Annotated in this window: 12 protein-coding genes, 1 pseudogene and 1 riboswitch; of the genes and pseudogenes, 7 read left to right on the top strand and 6 right to left on the bottom strand. The window is 60.0% G+C overall.

From position 1 onward, the window contains the following. The first annotated feature begins 216 nt into the window (after window positions 1–216). Window positions 217–750 carry an RDD family protein gene (locus L972_RS08015; RefSeq protein ID WP_047437348.1) on the top strand — a complete coding sequence of 178 codons (534 nt, stop codon included), beginning with the start codon at window positions 217–219 and terminating at the stop codon, window positions 748–750. A 74-nt stretch (window positions 751–824) separates the two neighbouring features. Here the strand turns inward: L972_RS08015 and lptG are convergent, their stop codons facing one another. Both lptG and lptF read right to left on the bottom strand, forming a co-directional pair. Then, a complete protein-coding gene (gene lptG, locus L972_RS08010) occupies window positions 825–1,895 on the bottom strand; it encodes an LPS export ABC transporter permease LptG (RefSeq protein WP_047437345.1) in 1,071 nt (356 codons plus the stop codon). A gap of 25 nt (window positions 1,896–1,920) precedes the next feature. Continuing rightward, window positions 1,921–3,033, bottom strand: a complete 1,113-nt coding sequence (gene lptF, locus L972_RS08005) for an LPS export ABC transporter permease LptF (RefSeq protein WP_005356742.1) — start codon at window positions 3,031–3,033, stop codon at window positions 1,921–1,923. A 172-nt stretch (window positions 3,034–3,205) separates the two neighbouring features. On the opposite strand from lptF, the gene pepA reads away from it, so the two are divergent. The 3 genes from pepA (at window position 3,206) to L972_RS07990 (ending at window position 8,261) form a co-directional block, all read left to right on the top strand. Then, window positions 3,206–4,714 (top strand): leucyl aminopeptidase, encoded by a 1,509-nt coding sequence (pepA, locus tag L972_RS08000; protein WP_005336423.1) that lies wholly within the window; start codon window positions 3,206–3,208, stop codon window positions 4,712–4,714. 174 nt (window positions 4,715–4,888) lie between these two features. Continuing rightward, a complete protein-coding gene (locus tag L972_RS07995) occupies window positions 4,889–5,344 on the top strand; it encodes a DNA polymerase III subunit chi (protein ID WP_005336425.1) in 456 nt (151 codons plus the stop codon). A 64-nt stretch (window positions 5,345–5,408) separates the two neighbouring features. Next, on the top strand, window positions 5,409–8,261 hold the full coding sequence (locus L972_RS07990) for a valine--tRNA ligase (RefSeq protein WP_047437342.1): 2,853 nt from the start codon (window positions 5,409–5,411) through the stop codon (window positions 8,259–8,261). A 67-nt stretch (window positions 8,262–8,328) separates the two neighbouring features. Here L972_RS07990 and L972_RS07985 read toward each other — a convergent pair whose 3' ends face one another. After that, window positions 8,329–9,315: a sodium:calcium antiporter gene (locus L972_RS07985; RefSeq protein ID WP_047437340.1), complete on the bottom strand. Its 987-nt coding sequence runs from the start codon at window positions 9,313–9,315 to the stop codon at window positions 8,329–8,331. A gap of 87 nt (window positions 9,316–9,402) precedes the next feature. Further along, a riboswitch (yybP-ykoY riboswitch) is annotated at window positions 9,403–9,510 on the bottom strand. A gap of 172 nt (window positions 9,511–9,682) precedes the next feature. On the opposite strand from L972_RS07985, the gene L972_RS07980 reads away from it, so the two are divergent. Beyond that, a complete protein-coding gene (locus L972_RS07980; RefSeq protein ID WP_047437337.1) occupies window positions 9,683–10,270 on the top strand; it encodes a superinfection exclusion B family protein in 588 nt (195 codons plus the stop codon). Window positions 10,271–10,367: 97 nt separating this feature from the next. Here the strand turns inward: L972_RS07980 and L972_RS07975 are convergent, their stop codons facing one another. Together L972_RS07975 and L972_RS07970 are read right to left on the bottom strand one after the other, a co-directional pair. Next, window positions 10,368–11,228, bottom strand: coding sequence for an AraC family transcriptional regulator (locus L972_RS07975; protein ID WP_047437334.1), 861 nt, complete (start codon window positions 11,226–11,228; stop codon window positions 10,368–10,370). Between the two features lie 4 nt (window positions 11,229–11,232). After that, a complete protein-coding gene (locus tag L972_RS07970) occupies window positions 11,233–11,730 on the bottom strand; it encodes a GNAT family N-acetyltransferase (protein WP_047437331.1) in 498 nt (165 codons plus the stop codon). A 161-nt stretch (window positions 11,731–11,891) separates the two neighbouring features. On the opposite strand from L972_RS07970, the gene L972_RS07965 reads away from it, so the two are divergent. Further along, on the top strand, window positions 11,892–13,340 hold the full coding sequence (locus L972_RS07965; RefSeq protein ID WP_047437328.1) for a catalase: 1,449 nt from the start codon (window positions 11,892–11,894) through the stop codon (window positions 13,338–13,340). A gap of 310 nt (window positions 13,341–13,650) precedes the next feature. On the opposite strand, the gene L972_RS07960 is transcribed toward L972_RS07965, so the two are convergent. Next, window positions 13,651–13,968 (bottom strand): YnjH family protein, encoded by a 318-nt coding sequence (locus L972_RS07960; protein ID WP_021231798.1) that lies wholly within the window; start codon window positions 13,966–13,968, stop codon window positions 13,651–13,653. A 223-nt stretch (window positions 13,969–14,191) separates the two neighbouring features. Between L972_RS07960 and L972_RS21820 the strand changes: the two are divergent. Further along, window positions 14,192–14,738: pseudogene (locus tag L972_RS21820) on the top strand (hypothetical protein); the annotation flags it as partial.

Raw genomic sequence — 14,738 nt, 5'->3', positions numbered from 1 at the left:
CGGACTCGAACCGACACGGTTATTCACCGGCGGATTTTGAATCCGCTGCGTCTACCGATTTCGCCACCCGGGCAACTGCGAGGGATTATACGAATGGCGCGATGCCATGCAAGGTGTTTTTCGATTGAACACTCCCGTTTGTTCATTTATTCAACGCCTTGCCGATGCGGGGCCAGTTACATAGAATGCCGCCATCATCTTAATGGAATAAAAACGATGGCCAAGCCTAAAAAAGTCCAACAAAAATCCCCCTCTCCCGCCACTAAGCCATACCCGTCAGCGGGTCTGCTGCGTCGCCTCGGCGCCCTCATCTATGATGCGCTGGTGGTGACTTCGCTGCTGATCATCGCTGGCTTTATCGGCATGGGTGTCGCCAAGCTGTTGCTGGTCACCGGCATGGCCAGCGTACCGGCGGGTGAAGATACCGTCTGGTTGCTGACCCGCCACCACCTGAGCCTGATCTACACCCTGTGGCTCGCCTTCGTCATCTGTGGTTTCTACACCTGGTTCTGGACCCGTGCTGGCCAGACCGTCGGCATGCGCGCCTGGCGGCTGCGCATTCAGAACGAGGATGGCAGCCACATCCGCGTTACCCAGGCGCTGATCCGTCTCGCTACCGCCGCCTTTGGTCTGGGCAACCTGATGTGCCTGTTCAACCGCCAGCGTCCGCGGGCGTTTCAGGATATCTGGGCCGAGTGCGAAGTGATCGTGCTGAGCAAAGAGGCAAATCTGGAATTGTTGAACAAGTAATCCCGGGTCAATGCAATAACGAAAGAGGGCACCAACAGGTGCCCTCTTTGCATTTCCTCATAATCTCGTGCGGATTACTGCTTGCGGCTGAGGATGTAGAAGGAGATGCCGCCAAACAGCAAGCTGGGCGCGATAGCCGCCAGAATCGGCGGTACCGCATAGACCAGACTGATGGGGCCAAACACCCGATCGCTAACATAGACGGCGAAGCCGGTCATGATCCCCATCAGCATCCGCGCCCCCATGCTCACCGAGCGTAGCGGGCCGAAGATGAAGGAGGATGCCAGCAGGATCATCGCCACCACCGAGAGCGGTGACAGTAATTTGCGCCACATCTCCAACTTGTATCGACCGGCATCCTGCTTGTTGGCATCGAGATAGCCGATGTAGTCGAGCAGACCGGAGACCGAGAGGTTCTCGGGGTCGATACTTACCACCCCCAGCTGCTTGGGCGTCAACTCCGAGCTCCACTCCATCTTGTCATGCTGCTCGCTGCGGATCTGCGCGGGATCGTCGAAGCGGGTAACCTGGGCCTGCTTGAGCAGCCAGTGGTGACGCTCGAACACCCCCTCCTGCGCCTGCACCACGTCGATCAGCTTGCGCTCGGGGGTGAAGCGATAGAGGGTGATGCCGGTGAGGGCGCCATCGTTACGTACCCCGTTGATATTGACGAAGTTGTTGCCATCGCGAGCCCACACCCCGTAGGCGGAAACCGTCAGACGACCTTCGGACAGCGCGCCCGCCTTGATGTCATCTGCCATCCGCTTGGCGATGGGGGCCACATACTCCCCCATCAACCCCACCATGATCATCAGCGGGATCGCCGTCTTGAGCGCCGCCATCACGATACTGATCTTGGAGCGACCCGCCGCCTGCATCACCACCAGCTCGGAGCTGGTCGCCAGCTGACCCAGACCAATCAGGCCACCCAGCAGCGCGGCCAGCGGGAAGAAGAGCACCGCCTCCTTGGGCATGGAGAGCAGCACATAGTAGAGGGCATTGATCATGTCGTAGTTGCCGTCACCGACCGACTTGAGCTGCTCCACATACTTGATGAGCGCCGCCAGACCAACCAGCGTGATTTCACACAGCAGGATCGACATAAAGATGACCCTACCGATATATCTATCGAGAATGCCAAACATCAGCAGAAGTTCCTATGTTGCAGCATCATGCTGATTTTCTGTTGAAATAGCGCCCTTTCACCCCGTTCCACCAGCTGGTGCCCTGCAGATTGAGGGGCAGGCCGATAAACAGCAGGTAACCGAGCGGCACCAGGAACATCCCCGGCCAGTAGGGCAGCCGACCGCTGTCGATGGCCGAACGGGCGGCGCTGAGCAGCAGGAAGTAGGAGAGATAGAGCATGATGGCCGGCAACAGCTTGGCGTAGCGCCCCTGACGGGGGTTGACCCGCGCCAGCGGTACCACCAGCAGGGTGAGCACCGGAATGGAGAGGGGCAGCGAGATACGCCACTGCAATTCCGCCATCATGGCGTTGTCCTGGGTACCGAACAGTTCCATGGTCGGCTTGGCCGCCGCCTTGCGGTTGGAACGCTCCATCTCTTGCTGGCGGATCACCAGACCATATTCGCGAAAATCGGAGATCTGGAACTGCTTGCCGGAGAAGTTCCCTTCGTAGCGGGAACCATCCATCAGGGTCAGCCACTGCAGACCGTTCTCGTCGACCGTCACCACCCCTTCGGTCGCCACCACCACCGAGGGAGGATTATTCCCCTCCGCCCGCTGCAGCACGAAGATCTTTTGCAGTTTTGAGCCGTTGTCGTTCAAATCCTGGATATAGGCAACCAGACGCCCCTTGTCGAGCTCCATAAAGCGGCCAGCCTGCAGGAAGGAGATACCCGGATCCGACTTGAACTCGTCGATCACCTGATACTCGCGCTCCTTGGCCTGCGGGGCGATCCAGCCAGTGTTGAACGCCGCGACCACCGCCGTCAGCAAGGCCAGCAACATGGCGCTGCGCATCACGAAACGGTGGCTGAAGCCGACCGCATGCATCACCGTCATCTCGCTTTCGGCGTAGAGGCGACCATGGGCAAACAAAATGGCTAAAAAGAGACTGATAGGCAGCATCAACAACGCCATATTGGGCAAGTTGAGCAGCAGCAGGGTGGAGACCAGACGTGTCGGCACCTCGCCATCGGCGGCGTCACCGATGATCTTGATAAATTGTTGGCTGACAAAGATAAGCAGCAATACGAATAACACTGCCAGCTGGGTTTTCAGGGTTTCCCTGAACAAATATCGGAAAACGATCACAGTCATTCCCAAGTAAACTTGTGTTTTTAGTCGAATGCCTGAAAAATAGGGCCGTATATTGGATTTTTACCAGTTTGAACTGCGGAGCCTGTGGCTGTTCGCTCCGCCTCTGATACCCCAACAAGCACCGCATTATTCAATAAAAGGTGCCTTTTGTCTTTAGGATGTAGGAGATTCCATGGAGTTCAGTGTAAAGAGTGGCAGTCCAGAGAAGCAACGGAGCGCCTGCGTCGTAGTCGGCGTATTTGAGCCTCGTCGCCTCTCTCCGGTTGCCGAACAACTGGACAAGATCAGCGATGGCTATATCAGTTCGCTGCTGCGCCGTGGCGACCTGGAAGGGAAACCAGGCCAGATGCTGCTGCTGCATCAAGTACCGGGCGTGCTCAGCGAGCGCGTCCTGCTGGTCGGATGCGGCAAGGAGCGGGAACTCGACGAACGCCAGTACAAGCAGATCATCAACAAGACCATCACCACCCTGAACGAAACCGGCTCTATGGAAGCGGTCTGCTTCCTCACCGAGCTGCACGTCAAGGGTCGGGATACCTATTGGAAGGTGCGCCAGGCGGTAGAAACCACCAAGGCGGGCCTCTACAGCTTCGATCAGTTCAAGACCAACAAGGCCGAGCCACGTCGCCCGCTGCGCAAGCTGGTATTCAACGTGCCGACGCGTCGGGAATTGACCATTGGTGAAAAAGCCATCGCTCACGGTCTGGCCGTGGCCAAGGGTGTGCGGGTCTGCCGCGACGTGGCGAACATGCCGCCCAACGTCTGCAACCCGGCCTATCTGGCCTCCCAGGCCCGTCGTCTGGCCGATGCCTACGACAACATCACCACCAAGGTGGTGGGCGAGCAGGAGATGGCCGAACTCGGCATGAACTCCTATCTGGCGGTGGCTCGCGGCTCCGACAACGAAGCCATGATGGCCATCATCGAATACAAGGGTCATCCGGATGCCAAGCCCATCGTGCTGGTCGGCAAGGGTCTGACCTTCGACTCCGGCGGCATCTCCATCAAGCCGGCCGACGGCATGGACGAGATGAAGTACGACATGGGTGGCGCCGCCTCCGTGCTCGGTACCATGCATGCGCTGGCCCAGCTGCAACTGCCGATCAACGTCATCGGCGTGCTGGCAGGCTGCGAGAACATGCCGGGTGGCAACGCCTATCGTCCGGGTGACATCCTCACCTCCATGTCAGGCCAGACCATCGAAGTGCTCAACACCGATGCGGAAGGTCGTCTGGTGCTGTGTGATGCGCTGACCTATGTGGACCGCTTCGATCCGGAAACCGTGATCGACGTGGCCACCCTGACCGGAGCCTGCGTCATCGCGCTGGGTCACCACACCTCGGGTCTGCTGGCCAACCACAACCCGCTGGCCCACGAGCTGCTCAACGCCTCCGAGCAGGCTGGCGATCGCGCATGGCGTCTGCCGCTGTTTGACGAGTATCAGGAGCAGATCGACAGCCCGTTCGCCGACATGGCCAACATCGGCGGTCGTCCGGCCGGAACCATCACCGCAGCCGCCTTCCTGTCACGCTTCACCAAGAAGTACAACTGGGCCCATCTGGATATCGCCGGGACCGCCTGGAAGAGTGGCAAGGATAAAGGCTCCACCGGTCGTCCGGTGCCCCTGCTGACCCAGTTCCTGCTGAACCGGGCTGGCGTGGATATCGAAGAGAAAGAGTAACTCTCCGGCCCCTGCCGATGGCTGCATCGGAAGGGTTGGCGTTACCCTGAACCACAAGGAAGAGGCCCGCCTCTTCCTTGTTTCATTCTTGAATCAGTGAGCTGCGGACGGGAAACGCCCCGTCAGCCTCATGAGGCGGTCAACAGTCCGTCACCGCAAAACGGGATCAACCTGATGAGCCAAGTGACCTTTTACCTGATGAGCGAACAGGATGACGCGCAGGCCTCTGCGGTCGAGCGACTGGCCTGCACTCTTGCAGCCGAGTCGTGGGGGGCGGGCCATATCTACCTGTTCTGCGACGATGAGGCTCAGGCCCTGCGCCTGGACGAGCTGTTGTGGCAACTGCCGCCGGAGCGCTTCGTGCCGCACCAGCTGCAAGGCGAAAGCGGCATGGCTCCGGTGGAGATCGGCTATCAACCACCGAAACGACGCTACGCCCGCCTCATCAATCTGGCCACTGCGACACCTTTGTTTGCAGGACACTTCGCTCAAGTGGTAGATTTTGTCCCCACTGACGAAACACAAAAGCAGCAAGCCCGCGAGCGCTACAAGCACTATCGCCAGGCAGGCCATACCCTCGAAATGAGGGATCAGCCCGTCCTTGCCGCACCGGATCCGGCGCAGCCATGACTGCAACCAATTGATCCATAAAGAATCAACACCAGACTCCATCCATCCAGATTACGGCGAGACCATGGAAAAGACTTTTAATCACAACGCCATCGAACAGGCGCTCTATCAGCACTGGGAAGCCCAGGGTTACTTCAAGCCCCACGGCGACACCAGCAAAGACTCCTTCTGCATCATGATCCCGCCGCCGAACGTCACCGGCAGCCTGCACATGGGTCACGCCTTCCAGCAAACCCTGATGGATACCCTGATCCGCTACAACCGCATGCAGGGCAAAAACACCCTGTGGCAGGCAGGTACCGACCACGCCGGTATCGCCACCCAGATGGTGGTTGAGCGCAAGATCGCCGCAGAAGAGGGCAAAACTCGCCACGATTACGGCCGTGATGCCTTCATCGACAAGATTTGGCAGTGGAAGGAAGAGTCCGGTGGCACCATCACCCGCCAGATGCGCCGTCTTGGCGACTCCGTGGATTGGGAGCGCGAGCGCTTCACCATGGATGAGGGTCTCTCCGCAGCCGTGCAGGAAGTGTTTGTTCGTCTCTACGAAGATGGCCTGATGTACCGTGGCAAGCGTCTGGTGAACTGGGATCCGAAACTCAACACCGCCATCTCCGATCTGGAAGTGGAGAACCGCGAGATCAAGGGCCACATGTGGCACCTGCGCTATCCGCTGGCCAACGGCGCCAAGACTGCCGAAGGCAAAGATTACCTGATCGTCGCTACCACCCGTCCGGAGACCATGCTGGGCGATACCGCCGTGGCCGTGAACCCGGAAGACCCGCGCTACAAGGCGCTGATCGGCCAGCACATCCTGCTGCCGCTGGTGAACCGTCTGATCCCCATCGTTGCCGACGAACACGCCGACATGGAGAAGGGCACCGGGTGCGTGAAGATCACCCCGGCTCACGACTTCAACGATAACGAAGTGGGCAAGCGCCACAGCCTGCCGATGATCAACATCTTCACTCTGGACGCCCACGTACGTGCCGAGGCCGAAGTGGTCGACACCAACGGCAACCCGAGCACCGCCTACGACGCCGCCCTGCCGGCCGAGTTCGCCGGTCTGGAGCGCTTCGCTGCCCGTAAAGCGATTCTGGCCAAGCTGGAAGAGCTGGGTCTGCTGGACGAGATCAAGGATCACGTACTGCAACAGCCGTACGGCGATCGCGGTGGCGTGCCCATCGAGCCGATGCTGACCGACCAGTGGTACGTGCGCGTGGCTCCGATGGCCAAGACCGCCATCGAGGCGGTGGAAGATGGCCGTATCCAGTTCGTGCCGAAGCAGTACGAAAACATGTACTTCTCCTGGATGCGCGACATTCAGGACTGGTGCGTCTCCCGTCAGCTCTGGTGGGGTCACCGCATCCCGGCATGGTATGACGACGCCGGCAACGTCTACGTTGGCCGCAGCGAAGACGAAGTGCGCGCCAAGCACAGCATCCCGGCCGTAACCGTACTGCGTCAGGACGAAGACGTGCTCGACACCTGGTTCAGCTCCGCCCTGTGGACCTTCTCCACTCTGGGCTGGCCGAACAACACCGAGGCACTCAAGACCTTCCACCCGACCGACGTGCTGATGAGCGGCTTCGACATCATCTTCTTCTGGATTGCCCGGATGATCATGATGACCATGCACTTCATCAAGGACGAAAACGGCCAGCCGCAAGTCCCGTTCAAGACCGTCTACATCACCGGTCTTATCCGTGACGAAGAGGGCCAGAAGATGTCCAAGTCCAAGGGCAACGTGCTGGACCCGCTCGACATGATCGACGGTATCTCGCTGGAAGACCTGCTGGAGAAGCGCACAGGCAACATGATGCAGCCGCAGATGGCCGAGAAGATCGCCAAGCGTACCGCCAAGCAATTCCCGGAAGGGATCGATGCCCACGGTACCGACGCCCTGCGCTTCACTCTGGCCGCGCTGGCCTCTACCGGTCGTGACATCAACTGGGACATGAAGCGCCTGGACGGCTACAACAACTTCTGCAACAAGCTGTGGAACGCCTCCCGCTATGTGCTGATGAACACCGAAGATCAGGATTGCGGCTTCAACGGCGGCGAGATGCAGTTCAGTCTGGCGGATCGCTGGATCCAGTCTCAGCTGCAAGTGGCCATCCGTGACTTCCGTACCGCCCTCGATACCTACCGCTTCGACATCGCGGCTGGCGTGCTGTACGAATTTATCTGGAACCAGTTCTGTGACTGGTATCTGGAGCTGACCAAGCCGGTACTGACCAAGGGTTCCGAGGCCGAGCAGCGCGCTGCCCGCCACACCCTCGTGACTGTGCTCGAAACCCTGCTGCGTCTGGCGCACCCGATCATCCCGTTCATCACCGAGACCATCTGGAAATCGGTCGCCCCGCTGGCTGGCGTACACGCCGACACCATCATGATTCAGGCCTTCCCGGAGTTCGATGCCGCCAAGGTGGACGAAGCCGCGATGGCGGATCAGGAGTGGGTGAAGGAGTTCATCGTCAGCATCCGCAACATCCGCGCCGAGATGAACGTGGCCCCGAGCGTGCCCCTCAACGTGCTGCTCCAGTGCGATGCCAAGGATGCCCAGCGTGCCGCCGACAACGAAGCCTTCCTCAAGTCGCTGGCCCGTCTGGAATCTATCCGCGTACTGGCGGACGGTGAAACCGCCCCGCTGTCAGTGAAGAAGCTGATCGGTGCCACCGAGCTGATGATCCCGATGGCCGGTCTCATCGACAAGGATGCCGAACTGGCCCGTCTGGCCAAAGAGGTTGCCCGTCTGGTGGGCGAGTGCGGCCGTATCGAAGGCAAACTCGGCAACGAAGCCTTCGTCGCCAAGGCGCCGGAAGCGGTCATCGCCAAAGAGCGCGAGAAGCTGGAAGATTACCGTCTCCAGCTGACCAAGCTGGAAGCCCAGCAGGCCGAGATCGCCGCGCTGTAAGCACCGCCCCAACCGATACAACAAAGCCCCCTGCCAAGGGGGCTTTTTCATATCCGCGCTTCCCGCTTCAGCTCACCAGCAGCCAGCCGCAGAAACCGAGATAGAGCAAGCCCACCAGCGCCAACCGCCCGGCGGTCATCACTCCCTTTCTGAACCCCCACCAGAGCAACCCCACCGCCAGCAACGTCACCAGCGAGGAGGCCATCATGGCGCCATCCAGCAGCCATGGGGTAAACAGCAGACAGAACGCCTTGGGGATAGTGCCCTGGATCATCATGGCCCCGGAGATATTGGCCAGCGCCAGCCGGTTCTTGCCCTGCCGCACCCAGATCAGCACGTTCATCAGCTCCGGCATCTCGGTAGCCACCGGGCTCAGCAGCAGGGCCGCCAGCACCGGCGAGAGACCAAACAGCTCGCCCATGCTCTCCAGCTGATGGACAAACAGCTGGGCCGCCAGCGCTACCACCACCAACGCAGCCAGCGTCTGCAGCAGCACCTTGCCAAGGGGCGGGATCCCGGCATTTGGAGCCAGCTTGAGGGGCTCCGGCAATTCGACTTCGTGGCTGTCACTCTGTTTCAGCTCGCGCCTTACATAGACGAGGTAGACCAGCAGGAAGAGCGGGGCCAGCCAGCTCTTGCCGGTAAAGGCGACCAGCCCCAGCGCGGTCGCCACCAGAAAGATGCCGATAAACCAGCGCTGATCCCGCCCAATCTCCCGTTGCACCCAGCCGTCGATGGCGCGCTCGGTACGCCCCATGCAAAGCAGCAGGGTGAGGCCGACCGCTGCATAGCCGATGGTGGCCAACACCAGCGGCCCGCCAAGGGCGGCGCCAATGCCAATCTCCTGCTGGGCGGTCGTGTTGCCCATCAGCAGGGCGGTGAGGGTCACGATGCACTCGGGCAGGGCCGTGCCCAGTGCTGCCAACAGCGAGCCAGTGGCACTTTGGGAGAGTTTGAAGTGGTGGCCGGTCCACTCGATGCCGTTGACGAAGTATTCGCAGGCAAGGTAGATGGTGACCGCAGAGACGAGAAATAACAGCAGGGTAATCAACATAATAGATACCGCCAGGCGAGCAGAGTAACCAATGGACCCGACATGGCTCGCCCGGCTGGCGTGCATATCGAGGCCAAAGGTCTTGCAGAGCGATAGTGCCTATCGCCGCCCATGCCATGGATACGAGGATCCAAGAGTGTTGACATGGGCCCGGCCCGGAATGCGGGCGGGTTGCTACTCCCCAATGACTGAGGGGACGTTTTAGCAACTCGACCGCCGCCTCACAAGGCAAATTAATAACAACTCATTCAATAAGTTGTAAGGGAATGTAACCTCGCCAGCGCCCCCTCCCCGCCGCCATTGCGCTGTTGGCACACCGATTGCTGTAGGTAGTTCACTATCCACAACAGTTTGGGAAGGATGAACAATGAAACGGTGGATCCAACATTTCTATCACCTGAACCGCCTCAACTGGCTGATGGTCTGGTTGTTGCTCTGCTGCAGCATCATTCTGCTGTTTCCGGCCGGGCTGATGAAAGGGGCCGTCAGCCAGTGGGCTGCGGATCATGCGGCCTGGCTGGGGGTCGGCATGCTGATCGCCATCTCCTACTTCTGCAGTCAGGGCTTCCTGATCGCTTGGGAGTGGGCCTGTGAAGAGTGGCAGGCGCGCCGTCAGCAGGACCAGCTGGCCCAGATGATCGGCTTCCTCGACTTCAACGAGAAAGCAGTGCTGCGCGAGTTCGTGCTGCAGCGTAAAAGCGTCATAAACTTGCCGATCACCGAACCCGCCGTCAAAAACCTGATGGATGCCGGCGTCCTCACCTACGCCTACGGCAAGCCGACCCGGGAGAAGGATGACGAGAACCAGATCCGCGCCCTGATGATCGCCCTGCCCGCCCGACCGCTGCTCACCTACAAGGTGCTAGGACTGTCGCGCGGCAAGATGAGCGACGAGCAGGTGGAGCAGATCATGAATGCTAGACCCAAGTTCGCCCAGAAGGGGTTCCAGCGCTAACCGCTGCCCCATCCGCCAGATGCACAAGAGCCGGACACTGTCCGGCTCTCTCGTTTCTGCGCGACGTTCTGTACCATCCCTTGCGTCTTGTTGTGCCCTACCCCTTTAGGCTGGAGCAAAAGCTGACATCGTCCTGCACAGGGTCATCGCTCATGCTGTGATAAAGCTCGAAGCAGGGACCATTGCCAAACTCCAGCCCGGCAGCAACGATGTCGCCGATATGCTCCTGCCAACGAGGGCCATACTGACTGCGGTCGGTAATAAGATAACGGGACTGGGCGTAACGACCGGCGGGAATAATCTGGATCTCGACCGCCCCCATCCCCACCGTCCCCGCAGGCACCGTCACCCCGATGTCAGTGCGACACTGGGCTGGCGGAGTCACCTCGGGGTTATCGTGATAGATGAAGATCCACTCCCCACCTTCCAGACCGCGGGCGCTGGCCCACTGATGCAGCTGACTACAAACGGGACCATACCCCTCGCCATAGGGGCCGGTGACACGTATATAAGCCAGAGTGCGGGCGTCCATCTCGATGGTTTTCATGGTATTACTCCTTGCTGATGAGTGACCCTCAGCATAAGGATTAGGCAGCACAAGTGCGTGTCCATCCTTGCTCATCAAGTGTCCATTCTTGCTCTTGTCGCGGCGAAACTCTCCCGGCGTGCAACCATAGTAACGGCGAAATACCTTGGCAAACGACTGGGAGCTGGCGAGCCCCGCCCCCAACGCAATGGCCGTGACACTGGCATCGGAATAGCAGAGCTGCCAAGCAGCCCGCTGGATGCGCAGACGACGACACATCTCCCCGGGCGTCTCCCCCGCCACAGCCGTAAACACCCGGTGAAAATGGTAGAAAGACAAGCAGGCACTGCTTGCCAGCGTTTCGATGGAGAGATCGGGATTCTGTTCCAGCGCCCGGATCACCGGGCGCAATCTGGCATGATAGTCGACCATACCGTTAGCGACTGGCGCTCCCCGCAACTCTGGCCATATAGAGTGCATCCACATAGCGCCCCTGGCGGAAGGCATAGTCACGGGCCAACCCCTCCTGCGTGAAACCGAACTTGCGATAGAGCGCCTGTGCGGGCTCATTGTCGGTATAGACGGTCAGCTCAATCCGGTGCAGGTTGAGCCAGTTATCGGCCAGATCCAGCGCCGCGGCCATCAGGGCAGAGCCAACCCCCTTGCCAGCCCAGTCATCCCGCACTCCCATGCCGATCCCGGCCACATGCTTGCGTCTGGGATTGGGTTCTACGTGCAAGGAGATCTGGCCCACCAGCCTCCCATCGGCCTCCGCCACCAAGGCGACCACATCACTGCTCTCCAACCGCTTCTGCCACTGGCTAAGGGGAGGTGTGGGCAGGTGCAGAGTGCCCGCCTGGGCATTGGGCATGGCGTAAAGATCCCGCAAGGCGGGGGCATCGGCGGGTTCGGCATGACGGATAGTAATCTGCATATGAGGCTCCTTCTCGAAGCCTCCATCATGCAATATCCGGCGCGGTTACACATCCCCCAGCAACACCGATTTGCCTTGCCTATCAAAGAGCGAGGCAAGGCCCATTGGCCGAGCACGGCGCAGATCCGTAGGCTGACCCCATATCAACAAGGAGAGAAGCCATGACTGACAAGACCCTGCACAGCGCCAACGGCGCCCCCGTCGTCGACAACAACAACAGCCTCACCGCCGGTCCGCGCGGCCCCATCCTGATGCAAGACATCTGGTTGATGGAGAAACTCGCCCACTTCGACCGCGAGCGCATTCCCGAGCGGGTGGTTCACGCTAAGGGCTCGGGCGCCTACGGCACCTTTACCGTGACCCACGACATCAGAGCGTTCAGCAAGGCCGATCTGTTCAGCGCCATCGGCAAGCAGACGCCTGTATTCCTGCGCTTCTCCACCGTGGCCGGTGAGAAGGGCGCCGCCGATGCCGAACGCGATGTGCGCGGCTTCGCCCTCAAGTTCTATACCGAACAGGGCAACTGGGATCTGGTGGGCAACAACACCCCGGTCTTTTTCATCCGCGATCCGCTGAAATTCCCTGACTTCATCCACACCCAGAAGCGGGATCCGCGCACCAACCTGCGCAGCGCCACCGCCGCCTGGGACTTCTGGTCACGCCATCCGGAATCCCTGCATCAGGTCACCATACTGTTCAGCGATCGCGGCATCCCCAAGAGCCTGCGGGAGATGAACGGCTACGGCAGCCACACCTTCAGCTTTATCAACGATGCCAACGAGCGCTTCTGGGTCAAGTTCCACTTCAAGACCGAGCAGGGCCACAGCTTCTACACCGATGAAGAGGCCGCTACCGCCGTCGGGCAGGATCGGGAGACCAGTCAGGCGGATCTGTTCAACGCTATCGAGCGGGGCGACTTCCCACGCTGGAAGGTCTATGTGCAGGTGATGCCGGAGGCCGACGCCCAGACTTACAACATCCACCCGTTCGACCTCACCAAGGTGTGGCCACACAGCGACTACCCGCTGATCCCGGTGGGCGTGCTGGAGCTCAACCAGAACCCGGACAACTACTTCGCCCATGTGGAGCAGGCCGCCTTTACCCCGGCCAACGTGGTGCCCGGTATCGGCTTCTCGCCGGATCGCATGTTGCAAGGGCGGCTCTTCTCCTACGGAGACACCCAGCGCTATCGCCTCGGCGTCAACCACGGTCTGCTGCCGGTCAACGCCCCGCGCTGCCCGTTCCATCACGGTGCCCATCGTGACGGTGCCATGCGGGCAGACAGCAATGGCGGCGCCAGCCCCAACTATCAGCCGAACCGTTTCGGCACCCAGCAGCCGAGCGAGCAGCACGAACCGGCGCTGAGTCTGGAAGGGGCCGCCCTGCACTACGACTTCCGTGACTACGACAGCGACTACTACAGCCAGCCGGGTAACCTGTTCCGCATCATGGACGAGGGGCAGCGTTCACGGCTCGCCGCCAACCTGGCCCGCTCCCTTATCAATGTGGAGGATGACGCCATCGTCGCAGCCCAGCTCAAACACTTCGAGCAGGCCGACCCCGAGTACGCCAAACGAGTCGAACTGGCACTGGCCGCCTTGCAGCGCTAAGTCGCAAGCAGGAAAAATCTGCAAAAACAAAACGGGGGCCTGATGGCCCCCGTTCTCGTCATGACGGTATTTGATAAATAAAAAAACAGAGCCCAAGGCTCTGTTTTCACTGCTGTATCAATCCCGGACGGAACGCGCTTCGCGCTCTTCCCGCTCCCTTGCCAACAGGCGTTTGTACCACCAGCTACTGCGACGACGTTGTGCATTGGAAGAGCGACGAGCCATTTCTTAGGTTCCAGCCAAGAGAAGAAAGGAGCTGCATTATGCGACAGGGATCACGTCCATGTCTTTAGCTGGATCAAGAAAAGCCTCACTGACCCACGGAAATCGTCTTTTGATCTTTCGCACCACGGGTGGCAGGCAACACCACCGCAGGAGAGCGCCAGGCCAACGGGCCATTGCTCTCGAGGTCGTTCTGCGGGCCGCACTCCAGCCAGATATCTCCCTGCAGAATACGGGCCCCTTCGGAATATTTCTGATCCGCAAACCAGCAGACCCGCTCGGGCAATGAGCCCAGCGGCAACACCAGCTCGGGACTGGCAGACTCGCCCACCACAGTGGTTTTGGACGCGGCCAGAGCGGGGGCGAGCCAGAGGGAGGCCAGCAGGCAGAGCAGTACATTTTTCATGAGAGGGATCCTGTTTCGATGGAAGGCATTCTCGAAGAGTCGACCAGCCCCGGGGTTTACTTGACTGACAATCATACTGCCTGCTGGCATTGTGGAACCAATATGGTAGCCTGCCAGCGCCTGCGGGCAGTCTCTCGCTGCCACGCGCAAACTTCCGGTGAATTTGTCACGCCATGACAAAATATAACCTTATTTATCAAATCGTTATTTGGATATTATCCCAATGCGTATCATGCCGTTGCTTCAGGCGGCCTGCCTGAGCCTGATGTTGTCCGCCTGCGTTGCCCCATTGCTGATGATGAGCCCCACCAGCCAGCTGATGTGGGCCCTGCTCAAGCCGCTGGTCGGCTTTGACCCGAACGAGGTCAATCTGTTCGAACAACCCCTGATCAAGGATCGGATGACCGCCATCCTTGGCCCCAACTACGACAGCACCATGCAGTTGCTCAAGACTGCCGACAAGTTACAGCAGGAGGGGCCGCTTTTCTATGTGGTCTCCGAGTATGCGCCCGTGCCGGATATCGCCAAGCAGGCGGGGATGGTGTGGAACTCGCAAACCAACCAGATGTCGGTATTGCTGCAAAAAGGGGATGGCACCACCCTGACCTTCGGCGAAAATCTGGCGGGCACGGCACCGACCTGGCCAACCGCTATGCAGGGCTGGCAGACCCCCGCCAGCCAGCTCACCCCGGCGGCCAATGCCCTGACCGGTACGGCAACCAGTCAGAGTGGCGCCTCCCCCTTCTCCCTTGGCAGCGCGCTGGGCACAG

Origin of the sequence: Aeromonas sp. ZOR0001 (assembly GCF_000801015.1) — a bacterium.
Taxonomy (GTDB): domain Bacteria; phylum Pseudomonadota; class Gammaproteobacteria; order Enterobacterales; family Aeromonadaceae; genus Aeromonas; species Aeromonas veronii.
The sequence above is the reverse complement of the archived record's forward strand: the minus strand, read 5'-3'. Positions and strand labels throughout refer to the sequence as shown.

Coding starts and splice junctions, on each gene's coding strand:
- L972_RS08015 (WP_047437348.1), top strand. CDS start 217: ATGGCCAAGCCTAAAAAAGTCCAACAAAAATCCCCCTCTCCCGCCACT.
- L972_RS07980 (WP_047437337.1), top strand. CDS start 9,683: ATGAAACGGTGGATCCAACATTTCTATCACCTGAACCGCCTCAACTGG.
- L972_RS07985 (WP_047437340.1), bottom strand. CDS start 9,315: ATGTTGATTACCCTGCTGTTATTTCTCGTCTCTGCGGTCACCATCTAC.
- L972_RS07960 (WP_021231798.1), bottom strand. CDS start 13,968: ATGAAAAATGTACTGCTCTGCCTGCTGGCCTCCCTCTGGCTCGCCCCC.
- L972_RS07970 (WP_047437331.1), bottom strand. CDS start 11,730: ATGCAGATTACTATCCGTCATGCCGAACCCGCCGATGCCCCCGCCTTG.
- pepA (WP_005336423.1), top strand. CDS start 3,206: ATGGAGTTCAGTGTAAAGAGTGGCAGTCCAGAGAAGCAACGGAGCGCC.
- L972_RS07965 (WP_047437328.1), top strand. CDS start 11,892: ATGACTGACAAGACCCTGCACAGCGCCAACGGCGCCCCCGTCGTCGAC.
- L972_RS07990 (WP_047437342.1), top strand. CDS start 5,409: ATGGAAAAGACTTTTAATCACAACGCCATCGAACAGGCGCTCTATCAG.
- L972_RS07975 (WP_047437334.1), bottom strand. CDS start 11,228: ATGGTCGACTATCATGCCAGATTGCGCCCGGTGATCCGGGCGCTGGAA.
- lptF (WP_005356742.1), bottom strand. CDS start 3,033: ATGACTGTGATCGTTTTCCGATATTTGTTCAGGGAAACCCTGAAAACC.
- L972_RS07995 (WP_005336425.1), top strand. CDS start 4,889: ATGAGCCAAGTGACCTTTTACCTGATGAGCGAACAGGATGACGCGCAG.
- lptG (WP_047437345.1), bottom strand. CDS start 1,895: ATGTTTGGCATTCTCGATAGATATATCGGTAGGGTCATCTTTATGTCG.